Source organism: Alteromonas sp. G5_S2_22_S1 (genome assembly GCF_054968525.1).
In genome coordinates this window covers 95,449-110,792 of the sequence record NZ_JBQKUJ010000011.1, presented here as the reverse complement: position 1 = coordinate 110,792, position 15,344 = coordinate 95,449, and the positions used below count along the sequence as shown (strand labels likewise).

Annotated in this window: 15 protein-coding genes; 3 read left to right on the top strand and 12 right to left on the bottom strand. The window is 44.1% G+C overall.

Features of this window, described 5'->3' with window-relative positions:
• Positions 1 to 154 precede the first annotated feature (154 nt).
• On the bottom strand, positions 155 to 1,168 hold the full coding sequence (locus ACTRWF_RS12975; protein WP_015067517.1) for a zinc-binding alcohol dehydrogenase family protein: 1,014 nt from the start codon (positions 1,166 to 1,168) through the stop codon (positions 155 to 157).
• Between the two features lie 100 nt (positions 1,169 to 1,268).
• Between ACTRWF_RS12975 and ACTRWF_RS12970 the strand changes: the two genes are divergently transcribed.
• On the top strand, positions 1,269 to 2,186 hold the full coding sequence (locus tag ACTRWF_RS12970) for a LysR family transcriptional regulator (RefSeq protein WP_015067518.1): 918 nt from the start codon (positions 1,269 to 1,271) through the stop codon (positions 2,184 to 2,186).
• A 28-nt stretch (positions 2,187 to 2,214) separates the two neighbouring features.
• Here the strand turns inward: ACTRWF_RS12970 and ACTRWF_RS12965 are convergent, their stop codons facing one another.
• The 4 genes from ACTRWF_RS12965 to ACTRWF_RS12950 all read right to left on the bottom strand — a co-directional run bounded on the left by ACTRWF_RS12965 (position 2,215) and on the right by ACTRWF_RS12950 (position 6,556).
• The gene (locus ACTRWF_RS12965) at positions 2,215 to 2,694 is read right to left on the bottom strand and encodes an invasion associated locus B family protein (RefSeq protein WP_015067519.1); all 480 of its coding nucleotides are present in this window, start codon (positions 2,692 to 2,694) and stop codon (positions 2,215 to 2,217) included.
• A 56-nt stretch (positions 2,695 to 2,750) separates the two neighbouring features.
• The gene (locus ACTRWF_RS12960) at positions 2,751 to 4,004 is read right to left on the bottom strand and encodes a nidogen-like domain-containing protein (RefSeq protein ID WP_015067520.1); all 1,254 of its coding nucleotides are present in this window, start codon (positions 4,002 to 4,004) and stop codon (positions 2,751 to 2,753) included.
• A 174-nt stretch (positions 4,005 to 4,178) separates the two neighbouring features.
• Positions 4,179 to 5,774 carry a S10 family serine carboxypeptidase-like protein gene (locus ACTRWF_RS12955; protein ID WP_462835671.1) on the bottom strand — a complete coding sequence of 532 codons (1,596 nt, stop codon included), beginning with the start codon at positions 5,772 to 5,774 and terminating at the stop codon, positions 4,179 to 4,181.
• A 176-nt stretch (positions 5,775 to 5,950) separates the two neighbouring features.
• Positions 5,951 to 6,556: an acyl carrier protein phosphodiesterase gene (locus ACTRWF_RS12950; protein ID WP_015067522.1), complete on the bottom strand. Its 606-nt coding sequence runs from the start codon at positions 6,554 to 6,556 to the stop codon at positions 5,951 to 5,953.
• Between the two features lie 166 nt (positions 6,557 to 6,722).
• On the opposite strand from ACTRWF_RS12950, the gene miaE reads away from it, so the two are divergent.
• Both miaE and ACTRWF_RS12940 read left to right on the top strand, forming a co-directional pair.
• Positions 6,723 to 7,505 carry a tRNA isopentenyl-2-thiomethyl-A-37 hydroxylase MiaE gene (gene miaE / locus ACTRWF_RS12945; RefSeq protein WP_015067523.1) on the top strand — a complete coding sequence of 261 codons (783 nt, stop codon included), beginning with the start codon at positions 6,723 to 6,725 and terminating at the stop codon, positions 7,503 to 7,505.
• Positions 7,506 to 7,711: 206 nt separating this feature from the next.
• The gene (locus ACTRWF_RS12940) at positions 7,712 to 8,311 is read left to right on the top strand and encodes a Yip1 family protein (protein ID WP_015067524.1); all 600 of its coding nucleotides are present in this window, start codon (positions 7,712 to 7,714) and stop codon (positions 8,309 to 8,311) included.
• 59 nt (positions 8,312 to 8,370) lie between these two features.
• Here ACTRWF_RS12940 and purF read toward each other — a convergent pair whose 3' ends face one another.
• From purF to truA, 7 genes are all read right to left on the bottom strand, one after another.
• Complete coding sequence (purF, locus tag ACTRWF_RS12935; protein ID WP_462835670.1) at positions 8,371 to 9,894, bottom strand: amidophosphoribosyltransferase; 1,524 nt, start codon at positions 9,892 to 9,894, stop codon at positions 8,371 to 8,373.
• A 14-nt stretch (positions 9,895 to 9,908) separates the two neighbouring features.
• Complete coding sequence (locus ACTRWF_RS12930; protein ID WP_015067525.1) at positions 9,909 to 10,397, bottom strand: CvpA family protein; 489 nt, start codon at positions 10,395 to 10,397, stop codon at positions 9,909 to 9,911.
• Between the two features lie 130 nt (positions 10,398 to 10,527).
• The gene (locus ACTRWF_RS12925) at positions 10,528 to 11,139 is read right to left on the bottom strand and encodes an SPOR domain-containing protein (RefSeq protein WP_278385566.1); all 612 of its coding nucleotides are present in this window, start codon (positions 11,137 to 11,139) and stop codon (positions 10,528 to 10,530) included.
• Positions 11,140 to 11,187: 48 nt separating this feature from the next.
• Complete coding sequence (gene folC, locus ACTRWF_RS12920) at positions 11,188 to 12,519, bottom strand: bifunctional tetrahydrofolate synthase/dihydrofolate synthase (RefSeq protein ID WP_462835669.1); 1,332 nt, start codon at positions 12,517 to 12,519, stop codon at positions 11,188 to 11,190.
• Positions 12,519 to 13,364 (bottom strand): acetyl-CoA carboxylase, carboxyltransferase subunit beta, encoded by an 846-nt coding sequence (accD, locus tag ACTRWF_RS12915; RefSeq protein ID WP_012518833.1) that lies wholly within the window; start codon positions 13,362 to 13,364, stop codon positions 12,519 to 12,521. Before accD ends, folC begins: the two co-directional genes overlap by 1 nt.
• Before the next feature lie 281 nt (positions 13,365 to 13,645).
• Entirely contained in the window at positions 13,646 to 14,458 is an 813-nt protein-coding gene (locus ACTRWF_RS12910; protein ID WP_012518834.1) for a substrate-binding periplasmic protein, read from the bottom strand.
• Between the two features lie 27 nt (positions 14,459 to 14,485).
• On the bottom strand, positions 14,486 to 15,280 hold the full coding sequence (gene truA, locus ACTRWF_RS12905; RefSeq protein ID WP_012518835.1) for a tRNA pseudouridine(38-40) synthase TruA: 795 nt from the start codon (positions 15,278 to 15,280) through the stop codon (positions 14,486 to 14,488).
• Between the last annotated feature and the right edge of the window lie 64 nt (positions 15,281 to 15,344).

Here is a 15,344-nt window from a genome sequence, read left to right as displayed (position 1 = left end):
TTGCCGGGGCATTCTTACAAAATTAGAAGAAAGAATTACAAATAAGACAAAGCGGTCAAGGGAGCGCGATGCCGCCTAAACCGTTTTTAGTGATGCGATAAGATATAAGCCCTCTGAGAGGGCTTAGTGAGTGCCAATAGTGATTAAATGCGCCTTAAAACCCTTCTAATACCAATTTGCCTATTGCGCGCCCTTCTTCAAGTATTCTATGGGCCGCAATAAGGTTTTGTGTCGTAATCTTACCTAAGTGCTTGCCTACCGTGGTTTTTATTTTGCCTTCGTCAATTAGTGTAGCAACATGCGTTAGCAACCGACTCTGCTCAACCATATCTTCGGTTTCAAACATTGAACGGGTAAACATAAATTCCCAATGTAACGATAGACTCTTTTGTTTTAACTTTGCTACGTCCAAGCTTTCTGGGTCGTCAATTAACGCCAGTTTACCTTTCGGTTTCATCACCTCAACATACTCGTCAATGTATTGATGCGTGTTGTTTAAACTGGCTACGTGGGTCACCTCACCAATGTTGAGCGACTTAATTTGCTCGGCCAAAGGTTTACTGTGATCAACGACATAGTCTGCGCCGAGTTCTTGCACCCAGTTTTTAGAGCTTTCACGAGACGCCGTTGCTATTACCACTGCGCCGGTCAGGACTTTAAGCAGCTGCAGCATAATAGAGCCTACGCCACCGGCAGCGCCTACTACCAACACAACTTCATCGCTTTTCTCACTTTGCTGCTTCAGCGCCAAGTGATCAAATAGTAGCTCATAAGCTGTGATGGTGGTTAAAGGAAGCGCTGCCGCTTCGCTATCAGAAAGGGAACTCGGCGCCTTACCTACAATGCGCTCGTCAACCAACTGGAATTCTGCATTAGAGCCCGCCCGCGTTAGGTCTCCGGCATAATACACCTTATCACCTACCGCAAACTGGGTTACATCAGCGCCAATTTCTGCGACTTCACCTACCGCATCCCAGCCTAAAATTTTAGGATCGCCACCCTCAGGGTTTACTCGTTGACGAATTTTGTAATCTACAGGGTTTACCGCTATCGCATTTATTTTTACCAATAAGTCTCTACCCGACGCGCTGGGCTTGTCTACGTCTAAATCTATTAGTGCATTAGGTTCGTTAATGTCTAGTGAGTGGGTATAACCAATAGCTTTCATCATTCGTTTTTCCTTTTGAGTAATATTCTCATCATACTCTTGATTAAATTTCGATAAACAGCACAATATAAGAAACATTATCAAATAGTTTTTGAAAATCATGTTACTCGATGACTTGAACGTTGTGATAAAAGTAGCCGAATTTAGAAACATTACCGCTGCAGCTACCCACTTAAATATGCGTACGGCTACGGCGAGTGCAGCTGTTAAACGGGTAGAACAAGCGGTTGGTGCTGAGTTGTTTGTACGCACCACCCGATCACTTAGGCTTTCTTCTGCTGGTGAGCGCTTCTTGCCAACGTGTGAACAAGCCATGTCGATGCTAAAAAACGCCAAACAAAACTTAAAAGGTGAAACTGGCGTTATTGAGGGCGAATTACGGCTAGGTTTATCCTCTGACTTAGGCCGTAACGTCATTGCACCATGGCTTGATGATTTCATGAATGAGCATGAGAAAATAAGCGTAAAACTCAATTTGAACGACAGTAATATCGACTTCTATCGCGACCCAATTGACTTAGCTTTACGTTATGGCTCGCCTGATGATGCAAGCGTTTACGGGTTTAAGATATGTGATGTACCACGCTTACTTGTTGCTTCGCCCTCTTATATCAGCACCTATGGTGCCCCTGAACAATTTGAAGATTTACAAGCTCACAATGGGCTGTTTTATCAACTGCACGATAAAGTGTATAACGAATGGGAATTCGTGCACGACGGTAAACCGCTAAAGATTAAAATGCAGGGCAACAGGACGGCGAACGACGGTGAAATGGTTAGAAAATGGGCTGTCGCAGGTAAAGGAGTAGCTGTTAAATCAAGCTTAGACGCCTGCGATGACATTCTAAATGGACGTCTTATTACGTTATTGTCAGACTACCAACCGAAACCCACGCAACTTTGGCTAATTTGCCCAAGCCGCCAGTCTATTACGCCGGCGGTTAGGCTATTACGAGATATGTTAAAAACGCGCTGTGCCGAGTATTTAGCACAGCTTAAAAAAGCAGGTATATATTAAAACTTAGCTTAATAATGATACGTTAGCCTTATCGTTTAACTCTTGAAGTAAGCTGCGCGTATGCTTCGTCAAAACCTGCTAATGATACGGGTAAGGTAACCTGCTGGCTTTCAGACTTCTGAAATGCAATTAGCATGGTTTCACCGTTATGCATTTGCTCTAATAGCTGGCTATCGATTTTGATAATACTTTGGCACGCCTTTTCGTCACACCCGGAAAAAGGGACTTGTAAAGGTGCAAACTCGTCTATTTTTACTCCGACCCCATTTTTCGTTATCGTATTTTGAGGCAGTTTTATTATTAAAACTGGGAAACTTTTCGAATAGGAATAATCAACATTGACGCCCAGCAAGACTTTTGTAGCTTCTTCGTCTTTTGCAACTAACTGGCTAAGTGTACAAACTGATGAATCGTTGCACAGTAAACTCCAGCTACCAAAATCATTCGTTGTCACAGGCCATGCAGAAAACGATGCGAGTATCGAACTAACTAATACTAAATATTTCACTTCTACCTCTTAACGAAAATGGGGAGCTTATGCTCCCCTTATTGTACTTGTTTTTACTATTTACGCTTTCTTAATAGGAAAGTGCTGAATAGCGCACCTAGCATAAGGAACAAGGTACTAGGCGCCGGAACTTGGGTCGGGCCTGGTACAAATACAGTCACTGCATTTTGGTTCATGTTAATAACACCTGAACCATCGAACGTTAAGCCAGTTACAAACGCATCTGGCGTAGGTTCAAGCATATTCGAAACGTCAATCCCCATAATTCTGAAACGATCTACAGGTGAAGTGAAGTCGTACTCTACACCTCCTGTAATATCTGTACCTGTGTCTAACCAATCCATAAGGCCATCATCCCAAAGGAATAGGTCAAACAGGTTGTCATCATAACCTTCTGGCAAAAGAACCGAAGCGATATCTGGGCCACTATTTACAATATAGTCATAACCTACTGCTACATCCGGATCGATAAAAACAAGTTCGTCTGGATCATCGATAGAGAATTCAAATTCATAGTCTGTTGGTGATTCTGGATTAACAATTGGCAGAATAGGATTTTCTGGATTATCACCCGGTAGCACGCCGTCGCGAATAGCAAATTTCCAAATACCTGGCGTACCCGTATTGCTGTTACTTTCGTCTATATCAGCAATAGCGGCAGTCCGAGAGCCAGGTACGGTGAAAAAGTTTTCCCCATCGCCAGCGTCATAACCGGCTTGTGCAGGGATTCCACCAGATACGTCTCCCGTCGTCCAGCCGATATCTTCATATCTGAATTCAACGTCAAAGTTGCCTGCACCAGTATCTTCCCTATCAATCAAAACTAACTGAAAAGTGTTAGTTGGGTCACTGTTTTGATTGTAGTAGCCAACGTCATTCCAGGTTACCACCAGGGTATCTTCATTGGGTGAGCCGATAAATACGTCACCACATTCTGCGCAGCGTGTATCCACATCCCCCCAAAATGGCGCAATCATAGGCTGATTGCTGTTAGGAAAAGAATTAGGCGTAAATGTACCTACAGGACCATTAAACGTAATATTACCGTTGTTGTTAATGAAAAATCTATCGTATGAGGTACCAAAAAAATTTACGCCGTTATCAAAGCCGAGCGCTTCGAATGTGTCGAAAACGATAGGGCCCGAAGAACCATCGTCGTTACTATTCATCGCTAAATTGCCATATCGACTCTCCGTAGAACCTTCCCACCCGGAAAGGAGTACAGAAGCATTGGCGGTGGTACTTGAGATAGAAAATGCTAGCGCAGCACTTGCAAGCAGGGATAGTGTAAAACGCGAAGGTTTACTCACGGGCACGTCCTTGTAATTGATGTTAATAAAAATCTATTATTTGTTAGAGGGATGTCAGCAAGTTCCGGGCCAAACAATTTTCTCTATAAATATCAACAAATTAAAACAAATGCAACTTATAAAGAAAATTATATGTAAAAGAAACTGACATCCTTGTCCTGTCTTTTAGTTCTACTATCGCTTGTATTCAGCAGGTTCGCCTTTGCTCGGCGTGCTTGCTTTAATGAATTCACGTAAATCTTGGTTAGACTGTTTTAAGTCATCGCGACGCAGGTACATCATGTGCCCGCTGCGATACCCTTTAAAGCTTAAACGGTCTTTTAAGGTCCCACTTTGATCTAGCTGCCACATGGTGTATTTAGCATCGAAGTAATTCGTTGCACCATCGTAATAACCTGCTTGAATCATTACATTTAAATAGGGGTTTTGCGCCATCGCCAATCGCAAATTCTGCCCCGTTTGGTTGTTACTTCTATCCCACGGATGCACGTTTCCGAACATGTTGTATTTCATGTCGGTTTTATAGTTTAACTCCTTGCGCAGGTAGTAGTTAATAGCAGGTGTGAAGGAATGCAGCCATGACGTTAGCTCTGCCCAGTAATCAGGGCGGTCACCACTTTGCTTCGCGTCTATACCCAAATAACGGCTATCCAATCTGCCTAAGGTCTTCCCTTCATCTCGTAATAAATCTTTCCAGAAAAAAGCGGTGCTTACATCTAGGTTATTTTGAGCAATAGACGCCTCACTTAAACCAGAATAGCGCGCCATTTGTTTTAGCACCTCATGCTTTTCTTTATCGCCGATAAACCCACCTTTAGCCAGCGCCGGAATAAGCGTGTTGATAGTGAAATCTTCGACTTCGGGTAAGAGTTCAGTTAAGTCTTTATTTTGTAGCTCTGGGTCTAGCTTATTGTGATACCAGGCTGCTGCGGCAAAATAAGGTAGTCGGTTGGCGGCTTTTACTGGGCCGTTACGCTCAATACCTATATCGGTTGGCGATACCAACACGACACCGTTTAGATACATCCACTGTCGGTTTTGAAGCTCTAATGCAAGACCCGAAACCCGAGTTGTACCGTAGCTTTCACCGATAAGGTATTTCGGGGAGCGCCAGCGATTGTTGCGTGTTACAAAGGTATTCACCCAATCTGCTAAATAGCTAATATCTGCATTTACCCCAAAGAACATTTTTTGTTGCTCATCTTGCGATGGCATTGAACCGTCTGCTTTAGGAAGCACACGGCTATAACCCGTGTTTACCGGGTTAACAAATACAATATCAGCCACGTCTAAAATCGAATATGGGTTGGTTTGAATGCCATAAGGCTGAACCGGGTAGCCTTCATCATCGATATTGAGAATACGCGGGCCGGTATACGCGACATGCATCCACACAGAGGCGGAACCCGGGCCACCGTTAAATGAAATGATAAGCGGGCGCTCGGTATTCTCTTTTACGTCCGTTCGCTGATAGTAAGTATAGAACAAGGTCGCAACCGCTTCGTCTTTTGTGTTCCAAACCGGTTGCGTACCTGTGGTAGCGCTGTATTTCACGCGCTTACCCGAAATTTTTGTTTCATGCTCAGTTACCACGCTACTGTCTATTTCAACTGAACGAGCATGCGTTACGGGGCCTTCATCTTTCGCGGTAGCAACACCAGTTAAACTCGCGAAAACGAGAAGAGTAGCAGTAAACCATGAAACGGCTTTGCCTGACTTGGCACCTTTATGGTGTGATGCAGATAGCGTTGAGGGATATATTTTCATCATTATTTTTTATCTGTCTTTTATTGTGTACTTTTAGTTAAGTAATCGTAGATGTATGCCTCAGTTTGCAAGCTTTGAGGTATCATCTGCTGATAACACTATATAGCGGTTAATAATACAGCTTTGTAATCAACGATAAATCGCCGAATTTCGTCGATACTCTTCGTAATCTAGCTTACCTACTTAAATCGAGGCGCAGATTTATTTTCTGGCCCCTCATTTTCAATATGCGCAATGAGCTCTGGAAAAAATGCTAAAAACAGCTGCTCTATCTCTTCTTGATGCTCACTGATATCGTCAACGCTTTTATGAAATGTATTGGCAAAGCGAATGCGTTTAGCCACTACGGAGATAGCTTTCGCAATCCCATCTTCTCTCGCGTAATCCTCAAACCAATCGTGAGTGATCATGTGCCCTATGCTTAGCTGCATAGCTCTTGGCATAGAAGGTAGGCGCTTTTCTAATAATGCAAAACTTTGCTCCCGAAAATCATCAAAACCTTGTGGTGTAAATGTAGCCCAGTGCTTGATAAGTAAATGATCGAAATAGATATCCAGCGCTACAGGCGCAAAACGCCTGCGACTTTTATGAAATAATGTTTTCGCCGCTAGTACGGTTTCGTGCCTATCGGTAAATCTATCAACTTCGTAGTGATTTTTAAGGCCTAGCCGTACTGCATTTCCAAACGTGTTGATATCAACGCCCCTTCTAAAATCTCCCAACAAGTTACCAAAATGAGAGTCGGCAGTGGGGCGAGCAAGAAAGAGATGGGCAAGATAATTCATTTTGTAATTTAAAGGCCTCGATTTTAAGTTGTAAGGGCTTGTGGGTATCAAGTAAAATTAGCATTCATTCAGACGCCTTGAACATAGGTTTGCCGAAACGAATCACGGCAGTATGCCAAATTCATAAGTATCTGAAAATCTGTAGCACTTTAAACCGAGCTCCCACATGTCTGTAATTTCTCCTTCTGAAGTAACGTCTCTTCTTTCACCCGTCAATGCGTTTTTACATTGCGAGACCCCGCAGTCGTGGATAAATGAAGCGCAAAAAGAAGAAAACTTACGGGTTATTCTTACTGATCACTTAATTTGTGAGCTTAAAGCGGCACAATCGGCCATGTACCTGTTACGCCGCTATGTGGCCGACGAGGAAACCAGTAAAGTACTACTGGAATGGCTTAAGCCTTATGAAGATTTCACGTATCGCCATGAAGGCGATTGGCAATCCCTAAACACTAAGCATCTTTCAAAAAGTGTGTTCAATGTAGAAGGCCTCGACCCGTTCAAAAAAGACATGCTCGATAAAATGGTAATGCTGATAAAAGAAGAGCTACATCATTTTTATCAAGTGCTAGAAATTATGCACGAGCTAGGTTTCGAATATAAATCGGTGACATCTAGCCGTTATGCCAACGGCTTACTCCGTCACGTACGCACTTACGAACCAGAAAAACTTGTCGACAAGCTCATTTGTGGTGCCTATATCGAAGCGCGCTCATGCGAGCGTTTTGCCAAGCTAGCCCCGCATGTTTCCGAAGACTTAGGTAAGTTTTATGTGTCACTGCTGCGCTCAGAGGCACGCCATTTCGAAGATTATTTAACCTTAGCCAGTCAGATATCTAAAACCGACATCAGCGAGCGCATTAACCACTTTGGCAGCGTAGAAAAATCATTGATTGAAAGTGACGATAATGAACTGCGCTTCCATTCAGGTGCACCAGACTTTACTTAACAGGCTTGCCTCGTTCATAAATCAACCAATTTATATTGACGGCTTTGCGTTTCTGCTGCACACTCGATTTGTAAATGTATTGTTAATGGCAGTTTTTTAGCGCTTTGCGCTGTGTCCGTGAGTATTCGAATTTACGGCTTATTCGTGTGTTTCACTGCCTCACAACAATATTCTTAAAATAACGTTGGTGAACAAGGCAGGACTTTATGATTTTGAATCATTTAATTGGTATTTACACTCATCCCAGAGAAGAGTGGCAAACCATTGATACCAAGCACGAAACCTATTTCTACGCGCTTACCCATATTGCTTTTATAGCGCTCATTCCTTCACTCGTTGCTTACTATTCAAGTGCTCACTCCGGTTGGAGCATTGGAGCTGGCGACGTAATAAGACTAAGCGAAAATACCGCTATTATGATGGGTATAGGCATGTACTTCGGCTTAATTGGCGGTGTAGTCGCCCTAGCCGTCCTCATTCATGAGTTAGCGAAAGCATTTGACGCTACGCCAACTTATACCCAATCTTTAGAGCTTGCCGCGTATACCGCAACGCCACTTTTCATGGTGGGTTTTGCCGGTCTTTACCCCGAGCTATGGGTTGTGATGACAGCGTTATTAGTAGGCATCAGCTATTCGGTGTACCTACTGTATTCAGGCGTTCCCATTTTAATGCACATGCCAGAAGACAAAGGGTTTATTTATTCAAGCTCGGTGGTAACTTGTGGTTTAGTGCTGCTTGTTATTCTTATGACAGGGTCAGTTCTGCTGTGGGGCGTAACTGGCGGGCCAGTATTTGTTCACTAATACCTGTAAAAAAGCCGCTTCTTAAAGCGGCTTTTCTTTATTAGGCATATCAACTGTAATTAGTCTGCTGCGTCAATGTTGTGTACATCAAGATTACTTAGCTCAGCCTGAACAACAGGCGCATTTCGCGACTGCTCCCCGCGCGACATGTCGATGCGCTCAAGGTACTCTTGGTCAATGTCGGCAGTGATGTAGTTGCCATCAAAAACAGACGTTTCAAAGCGATGTATTGATTCATTTTCTTCACGAACTGCTTCAACCAAGTCAGAAATGTCTTGGAAAATGAGCCCATCCGCCTGAATAAGCTCGGCAATTTGATCGATTTCACGGCCGTAGGCAATAAGTTCGTTAGCCGAAGGCATATCGATACCGTATACGTTCGGGAAGCGAATTTCTGGTGCAGCTGATGCGAAGTACACTTTCTTCGCGCCAGACTCTCGGGCCATTTCAATAATTTGCCCTGATGTTGTGCCACGAACGATAGAGTCATCGACAAGTAATACGCTTTTGCCTTTAAATTCAGATGAAATGGCGTTGAGCTTACGGCGTACTGATTTCTTACGCATGGTTTGGCCAGGCATAATAAATGTACGCCCTATATAGCGGTTTTTAACAAAGCCTTGGCGATACGGCAGCTCTAGTGTATTCGCAATTTGAAGCGCGACGTCCATGGATGTTTCAGGAATAGGAATAACCACGTCGATATCGAGGTCAGCCCACTCACGTTTTATTTTCTCACCAAGTTTACGACCCATGTTTACACGTGACGCATAAACTGAGATACCGTCAATAAAGCTATCTGGACGTGCAAAGTAAACAAACTCAAAGATACAAGGTGAAGTGACTGGGTTTTCAGCACACTGTCTGGTGTGTAGCTGACCTTCTTCGGTAATAAATACCGCTTCACCCGGCATAACGTCACGTACAAACTGAAAGCCTACCGCATCAAGTGCAACGCTTTCAGAGGCGACCATCCATTCTTCACCCAGTTCGCTCATACGCTTGCCCAGCGCTAATGGGCGAATACCGTGCGGGTCGCGAAACGCCACAATACCTTGACCAATAATGGCAGCCACTACGGCATAGGCACCACGTATTTTCTTGTGAACTTTAGTTACCACTTCAAATATGTGTTCAGCACTTACGCTTAAACCCGCTACCTGCTGAAGCTCATGAGCAAGAATGTTTAGTAGAAGCTCTGAATCTGAGGTGGTATTGATATGGCGACGAGCAATGCGGAAAACTTCTTCTTGAAGCTCATGGGCGTTAGTAAGGTTACCGTTATGCGCAAAGGCAATACCAAACGGCGAGTTCACATAAAACGGCTGGGCTTCAGCTGAACTTGATGTACCGGCAGTTGGGTAGCGTACATGACCAATTCCCATATTGCCCGATAGCCTTTTCATATGACGCGTATGAAAAACATCCCGAACCAAGCCATTTGCCTTACGCAAATTAAACATATTTTGGTCGATAGTCATTATGCCTGCGGCATCCTGTCCACGGTGCTGAATAACCGTTAGACCGTCGTACAGTGACTGAGCTACGGGCGTTTTACCAACTATTCCGACTATACCACACATGTGCGTTACCTATTTCAAGCGGGATTTAAAAAACTGGAGGAGTCTTTCACATAACTGAAAAACCACTCAATAATGACACCAAACTCTGGGATGAGTACCGACGCTTGCCACCACGCTGCAGTGGCTGCACTAGTAAAGGTATCCATGAAAAAGAGCAATGCGCTAACAATAAGCACGCCACGCAATGCGCCAAAAACTATACCTAAGGCTCTGTCTGTACCAGACAGCCCGGTGGCCAGTACAAGCTGGCTAATTACATAATTGATCATACCGCCCAAAATGAGCGTTGCGACAAATAGCGCGGCAATGGCAGCGCCATTTTTTAGATAGGGATCGTCAATGGCCGTGAAGTACACCGCGAGGTCAGCGTAGAAATTGCTTGAAATAAAGAGTGCAGCAAACCATACCACTAATGAGATGGCTTCTTTAACAAACCCTCTAATAAGGCTTATTAAGGTAGATACCGCAATGATACCCAGTATGGAAAAGTCTACCCAGTTCATCGTCTCTTTATTGCGTTGATGTTGCTGTCAGTTGTGAAGCAACGAGCCTTTGGCGAGATGGCGCGCATTCTAACAGAAGATAGAAATATTACTAGTCTGTAATGCTAATCGTCACACTAAAGCTAAGGAGCTACTCCACTTTAAACGTGGTGACTTTACCTTTAAGACTCGTGAGTTCTTTTAAATGTGGCAACGCTGATTCAAGCTTCTTTTTATCTAGGTCAGGGCCAACAAAAACCTTATTAAGTGGCCCCGAGTTTGTTTGGATTTTACGGCTAAACGCGCGATAGCCTGCTTTTTCCAGCTTAGCTAGTAGCGCCTTAACATTTTTTTCGTGGCGGAAACTTCCAAGTTGAATTACCCAACCCGCATCGTCGTCGGCCGTAGCACTTTTCGTATCGACAACGGTTTGACTAGCAAGCTTATCTTCTTCAATAACTTTCGTTTGTGGCGATTTCGTTACGTTTGCCTTCGAGCTTTCAGACAACTGAGCCTGTGCGGGCTCATCGTCAATCGCCTTTTCGTCTTCTAGTTTTACAGCAGGAACCGCCGCTTTTGCCACCCGCTCAGAAGGAAAAGGTTCAGGATCTACAATTGGTTTCTTGGGAGGGTTAGCAGGGACAGAGGCGAAAGGTTCTCTGTTAGTTTGCTTTTTGCCATCAAGAAAGTCTGGTAAAAAAATGACCGCTAAAGCAACGACGATAATCGTTCCTACCAGTCTATTCTTTAATGCCGATGTCACTGTGCTCTCCTGCTTGAATACACGTATTTTTACTCTACTAAGACCGTGTTAGCTTTGCTCAGCAAGCACGTCTGCTACGGTAACAAAAGAACCAAAAACGAGAATAAGTTCACCGGTTTGATAATCTGCAAGCGCGCGTTGATATGCCGAGGCCACGGTTTGAAACGTATCTATATTCTCTATGGTTGTGCCGGCATTAACAAGTGCATTTTCAAGTACTTCTGCCTCACACCCTCTCGGGCCACTTGTGGATGCTACATACCAATCAGCATTCAGCGCTGCTAAAGGGGCCAATGTTTCCGCTATAGACTTATCTTTAAGCATGCCTACCACAATACGCATCTTGCTTACATCGTATCGGTTTAGCCAGTTTTGCATCTCAGCCGTTGCTTGTGGATTATGCGCCACATCTACAACCACTAATGGCGACTCGCTAATGGTTTCCTGTCGCCCTGGCATAGTGGTGTTTTTAATAATATCTCGAACCACTTGCTCTTCAGGCAATAACTCTAGGAATTCTAATGCGGCAAGCGCAGTACTTGCATTTTGAAGTGGGATCTTTGGATAAGGTAACGATGCATAGCTGCTGTTTTTTCCTTTCCAGCTCCACTCGCTATAATCACTTGCTACTACAGTAACGAAGTCTTGTGTTGCCCAGCGCACATTCGCCTGTAGCTCGTTTACCACATCGTAAAGCGAAGATGGCGGGAATAAATCGCCCACCACCGCATTACCGTTTTTACGCATAATGCCTGCTTTTTCTCGGGCAATCTTTTCACGGGTATTGCCTAGCCAATCTTGATGGTCAAGGTCGATAGTAGTGATGATGGCCAGATCTGGGTGGATAATGTTGGTCGCATCGAGTCGCCCGCCAAGCCCTACTTCTAGAATAACCACATCCACTTCCCACGACTGCATCATTTTCATTGCCGCTAAGGTGCCGAATTCAAAATAGGTTAAGGTGATGGGGTCGCCTTCCGTTTCCTTTCGCGACTTTTCAACAAACTCGAAAGCTTTAACGAACTCATTCGCTGGCGGTAACTCACCATTATAACGAACCCGTTCTCGATAATCGGTTAAATGAGGCGAACTGTATACCGCAACACTTTTTCCTTGCGACAGCATAGCTTGCTCGAGCAAACGACACGTGGTGCCTTTACCGTTAGTACCAGCTACCGTAATAACAAGCGATTGCGATAAAGAAAGCGCCATAGACTGCGCTACAGCTTTAACTCTGTCTAGCCCCATATCAATGGCACTAGGATGAATAGATTCGAGGTAGGATAGCCACTGGCCCAGGCTTTTTTGCGTGTTTGAAGACAATGTGCCCTCTTTTGCGTTTGGCGCCGAGCCAGCTTTTAGATTGTTTTCGTTATTCACTAATTCTTATAATGCAACTTAACCAACAGGCTGTGTAATCTATCACGCATATCTCTGCGGTCAACAATCATATCAATTGCCCCCTTCTCAACAAGGAATTCACTGCGCTGGAAACCTTCAGGCAGTTTTTCTCTTACCGTTTGTTCAATTACGCGAGGGCCAGCAAAACCAATAAGCGCTTTTGGCTCTGCCACGTTGATATCACCAAGCATGGCTAAGCTTGCAGAAACACCACCCATTGTAGGGTCTGTTAAAACTGAGATGTAAGGCAGACCTTTTTTACTCATTTTGGCCAAGGCTGCTGAAGTTTTTGCCATTTGCATTAGTGACATGAGGGCTTCTTGCATACGCGCGCCACCACTTGCACTAAAACAAATAAGCGGCATGTCGTTTTCTAAACACGCATTTACTGCGGCAACAAAACGCGCACCGACAACTGAGGCCATTGACCCACCCATAAAGGCGAACTCGAAGCAGGCAACTACAACTGGCATGCCTTTAAGCTTACCCTGCATGACCACTAGTGCGTCTTTCTCGTTAGTGGATTTTTGCGCAGCTACTATACGGTCTTTGTAGCGCTTTGAGTCTTTAAATTTGAGTACGTCTTGAGGTTCGTGCTCGGCACCGAGTTCTACGCGATCGCCGTCGTCTAGGAACGCATCAATGCGGCGGCGTGCTGTAATTCGCATGTGGTGATCACACTTAGGGCAAACTTCCTGAAGTTTTTCCAGTTCGCTTTTATACAGCACAGCTTGGCACGAACCACATTTTGTCCAAATACCCTCAGGTACATTACCTTTGTGCGATGTTTGCGTGCGAGGAAGAATTTTTTGAATCCAGCTCATGGAAATTGAATCCTTTGTTTTTGTTTGCCGACCATGACGATTAATATTTATTCATACTTGTGGTCAACAACACATTAAATTTTTAAGTTTCATACTGTATTACAAAGAAAAAATGCGTAACACAATAGAACAGCTACCTAATATAACGCGCTATTAGACCACAATACAACGAAATGGAAAAAACAAAACTGGTCTTAGAAGTTAGCAGTCGACATAAGTAATGCTAACCGCTGTTAGCTTTTACTTAAATTATCACTTGCGAGATTCATAGAATGCTGGTTTCACCGAGCACCGTGACATTTAACTTTTGGAAACTGATTAACCCCTGAATGACGTTCTAGCGATAGTTGCCTTTGTCCGCTTTCGACAAAATGCTTCAGTGCGCTATCTATTTTATTTTTGAGAGAGTTTGAATCAGAACGAATAACAAACACTAAATGAGCCCGACTAACAACGTTAGGTGACTGATAGAATTCCGAAGAACAAAACGTCTTGTTAAACATAACAGCACGCGCATTATGCTCATTCATTATCGCAAAGTCACAGCGCCCTTTCGACATCATCATAGCCATTGTAAATTGGCTACTTGAGTCAACCCTCTGAATATTGACTTCTTTTCTCTCAAAGTACTGCTGTAAAACGGGATAAGTAAAGCCGTATCTAGTACAAATACTAGAAGATAAGTTTTCCTCAGGTACAAATGGCCCTTCAAAATTTGAAGTTGAGTAGATATAGCTGTCATGCTTTATCAACTCTTCGCTAAACAGAAAGTCGTTCGGTTTACTTATCCAACTTTCAGAAGATAAAAACAAATCTATCGATGATGACTTTAATAAATCTTCGCTTCTAGCACGATTCGAGTCTAAATAAACGATACGAAACTGATTCGCTAGCTCATCCGAGTTAAAAAAATCGACGACTATGCCTTCATAGCGTTTTGAATTCTCATCATAATATAAATAAGGGGCAGCGCCTGGTGTGTTAACCGCGAAGCGTACGCTAGAGATTTTATCTTTTATATCGGCACCACACTCTAATGCCGTTAAACACAGTAATAAACCAAAAATTCTTGATAATAATTGAAACGTGGTCACACGACTTCCTTGTATACGTCGACGGTGCTATGTGCAATCTGGCAGAAACAGCGGCCCCAAAGGCCCTTTAGGCAGGTTATGCTCTTCAGGGTAAGTTACGTCTACCAGGTACAAACCGTTTGGCTTCGCCGTGGCTGCAGATTTGCTTCTATCTTTTAAACTTAACAGGTGAGCAATCCAGTTTACATCTTGCTCCCCTGCCCCAATTTCAACAAGCGCGCCAGTGATATTGCGAACCATGTGATGCAGGAAAGCATTGGCACGGATATCTATAATCACATAGCGACCTTGGCGGTACACGCCTACATTGGTAACGTTGCGAAACGGCGTTTTACTTTGGCATAGCGCGGCGCGAAACGACGTAAAATCCTGCTCACCCAAAAGTGCTTGAGCAGCAAGGTGCATTTTTTTTTCGTCTAATTCGCGATGAATGTGGGTAACGCCCGAACTGAGTATGGCGGGGCGCATTTTGGCGTTGTGGATAACATAGCGATAGCGGCGATGGGTAGCTGAAAAACGTGCGTGGAAATCATCAGCCACATTTTTTGCCCATGTAACGGCAACAGAGTTTGGTAAATTAGCATTTACACCTAACGTCCATGCACGCTCTGACCGAGGTGCGTCACAGTTAAAGTGAACAACTTGGCCGGTGGCGTGAACACCTGCATCGGTGCGTCCAGCGCATTGCACCTCAATAGGCTCATTGGCCACCGTTGATAATGCTTTCTCAAGATGCTCTTGAACACTGGGTACTTCCCGCTGGCGTTGCCAACCGTAAACAGCAGCCCCATCGTATTCAATCCCTAAGGCAATTCGCCCCATGTCTGTGTTACCCCTTCGCTAAAAAGGCGCTAAGTGTAGTCATCTCATTAGCAACTTGCAACGA

Bases quoted from the DNA above. Each gene is read 5' to 3' on its own strand.
- ACTRWF_RS12975 (WP_015067517.1), bottom strand. From the start codon at position 1,168: ATGAAAGCTATTGGTTATACCCACTCACTAGACATTAACGAACCTAAT.
- ACTRWF_RS12970 (WP_015067518.1), top strand. From the start codon at position 1,269: ATGTTACTCGATGACTTGAACGTTGTGATAAAAGTAGCCGAATTTAGA.
- ACTRWF_RS12955 (WP_462835671.1), bottom strand. From the start codon at position 5,774: ATGATGAAAATATATCCCTCAACGCTATCTGCATCACACCATAAAGGT.
- ACTRWF_RS12950 (WP_015067522.1), bottom strand. From the start codon at position 6,556: ATGAATTATCTTGCCCATCTCTTTCTTGCTCGCCCCACTGCCGACTCT.
- miaE (WP_015067523.1), top strand. From the start codon at position 6,723: ATGTCTGTAATTTCTCCTTCTGAAGTAACGTCTCTTCTTTCACCCGTC.
- ACTRWF_RS12940 (WP_015067524.1), top strand. From the start codon at position 7,712: ATGATTTTGAATCATTTAATTGGTATTTACACTCATCCCAGAGAAGAG.
- purF (WP_462835670.1), bottom strand. From the start codon at position 9,894: ATGTGTGGTATAGTCGGAATAGTTGGTAAAACGCCCGTAGCTCAGTCA.
- ACTRWF_RS12930 (WP_015067525.1), bottom strand. From the start codon at position 10,397: ATGAACTGGGTAGACTTTTCCATACTGGGTATCATTGCGGTATCTACC.
- accD (WP_012518833.1), bottom strand. From the start codon at position 13,364: ATGAGCTGGATTCAAAAAATTCTTCCTCGCACGCAAACATCGCACAAA.
- truA (WP_012518835.1), bottom strand. From the start codon at position 15,280: ATGGGGCGAATTGCCTTAGGGATTGAATACGATGGGGCTGCTGTTTAC.